The 2,230-nt window shown below is 59.5% G+C and carries 2 protein-coding genes; both read left to right on the top strand.

Features of this window, described 5'->3' with window-relative positions; genetic code table 11:
- Positions 1-128: 128 nt before the first annotated feature.
- Positions 129-647: a peptide-methionine (S)-S-oxide reductase MsrA gene (msrA, locus tag EOD15_RS33055; protein ID WP_127320034.1), complete on the top strand. Its 519-nt coding sequence runs from the start codon at positions 129-131 to the stop codon at positions 645-647.
- Between the two features lie 381 nt (positions 648-1,028).
- The gene (locus EOD15_RS33050; RefSeq protein ID WP_127320036.1) at positions 1,029-2,060 is read left to right on the top strand and encodes a formyltransferase family protein; all 1,032 of its coding nucleotides are present in this window, start codon (positions 1,029-1,031) and stop codon (positions 2,058-2,060) included.
- The last annotated feature ends 170 nt before the right edge of the window (positions 2,061-2,230 follow it).

Here is a 2,230-nt window from a genome sequence, read left to right as displayed (position 1 = left end):
GATCCACCGCGTCCGCTGGACGAAGCAGGTGACAATGCCCATTTATGGCGACACCACTTGCTTTCACGCAATTCCAGACGGAAAACCGCTACACACTTTTCCTGGAATTGCTTTTGAGGAGACGTGACATGGCGACTTCGACCGAACGTGCAGTCCTTGCCGGCGGCTGTTTCTGGGGCATGCAGGATTTGATACGGCGCTATCCCGGCGTCATCTCCACCCGTGTCGGCTACAGCGGCGGCGACGTGCCCAACGCCACCTACCGCAACCACGGCACCCACGCCGAAGCCATCGAGATCAATTTCGATCCGGCCATCATAAGCTATCGCACGCTGCTGGAACGCTTTTTCCAGATCCACGATCCGACGACCCGCAACCGCCAGGGCAACGATGTCGGGACGAGTTATCGCTCGGCGATCTATTACACCAGCGACGAACAGAAGCGCGTCGCCGAGGACACCATCGCCGATGTCGATGCCTCGGGCCTGTGGCCGGGCAGGGTCGTCACCGAGGTCGCACCCGTTGGTCCGTTCTGGGAAGCCGAGCCCGAGCATCAGGATTATCTGGAGAAATATCCCAACGGATACACCTGCCACTTCGTCAGGCCAGGCTGGAAGCTGCCGGTTCGCGAGACGGCGGTTTCGTAGATTCGCAACTGCGATTTGCCCTGCATTGCTGCTCGACGGTGTCGTCGAGCAGGTCATCGCATCCAAACCCCTTTCAGTCAGCGCACCGTGTCGCGTCGGCCATTGAGCTTTCACAACGTCCGAGCGCTCTTCGAACGCCTTCGTCAACGGCGAATGCGGATGCGGTAGGCAAACACGGTCAGGTGGTTGACAGCCTGCCGTATCGCGGTCCAATTGCGCAGGAAGAGTTGATTTCGGGAGACGGGCCGTGAAGAAAATCTACGAAAAGCCAGTGTTTGTAAAACGCGAGCGTCTTTCGGTTGTCACTGCCTTGGCATCGCCTTCCACTCAGCCGACCTGACAAGCTCGCCCTGATCTGTCGGCCTGTTTGAGCCGCCGAAGATGAGGCCGATCGAATCGACCGATCACTCGGAGCCGATCACAGCCGTTTTTGTCCTCGATATCTCTAACCATACGGGGCCTCTGCTCGCCGGCTGGCTAGAGGCTGGAAATGCAATTGGCGCGATCATCGTGCCTGGGTTCCGGCGTCGTCCCACCGGTTTCAGCATCGGCAATTTCCGGCGAAGGCTGCAACGCAAGCTGCTGCTCAGGCGGTTTATCGGTAACACGCCTGTCAAGTTGATCGAATTTGGCCGCCCTTACGATTGGAATGCGCTTGGTCGCCAATTGTCTGACCTCCGCGCCGATGTGCTGGTCTGCTACACTTTGCCTGTCTTGATCCCTCAAGAGGTTCTTGGCCATTTTTCCAAAGGCGGGGTCAACCTCCACCCGGCGCTGCTCCCCGACTATCGAGGGCCACATCCGACCCAGCGCTTGGCCGTGGACGGCCGGTGTGCGGCTCATGGCGGCGTCACGCTCCACAAGATGTCCGCCGGTTTTGACGAGGGTGACATTCTCGGGCAGGTGCCGTTTTCCGAAGCTGACTGGACCTCGAGAGAAGCCTTGGTCGACAGCACGGCAACCGCTATGCGGATTCTGGTGAGCGAGGCGGTGCCGGCCTACTGCCGGGGGCTGTTGTCAGGAATGCCGCAGCCGAAAGGCGACTTCGTCTGGGCACGGCTTCAGCCCAGCCACCTGATAATCTCGCCGGCCATGTCGGTCGAGCATGTTGTACGGCTATGGCATGTGCTCGGCCTTCTGCCAGGCATCTATCTTGAAATCGGAACGCGCAAAGTCAGGCTGGGATTCCAGATCAGAAGGCTGGGGCCTTGCACAGGAAAGGCCCCGGTCAGGCGGTGGGGAACAGTGGAATTCGATCTCGCCAACGGTCGGGTCCTGTATTTTACCTACGGCAGAGTGCTCAAACGGCTGCTCAATTCAAAACACCTGTTTTTGCGCCCGCCCGCCGGAAAACCCGCTCCACAAATCCGGCTGTTCGGCAAAACGAGTGCTGCGGACCAGAGAAACGGATGAAGCCGCTGGGCGATGCCCAGCGGCTTCATCCGTGTGCGGTTACTTGCCACAATTATTATCGTTTACCGTTGGCGCCGTCGCGTTACCATCGGCGTCCGTCTGCGCGCCTTGCGGGTTGGTCGGGCAATTCTGATCCGCGTTCGAATTCATGTCCCCTACCGTGCCAGTCG

This window comes from Mesorhizobium sp. M7A.T.Ca.US.000.02.2.1 (assembly GCF_003996995.1).
Taxonomy (GTDB): domain Bacteria; phylum Pseudomonadota; class Alphaproteobacteria; order Rhizobiales; family Rhizobiaceae; genus Mesorhizobium.
The sequence above is the reverse complement of the archived record's forward strand: the minus strand, read 5'-3'. Positions and strand labels throughout refer to the sequence as shown.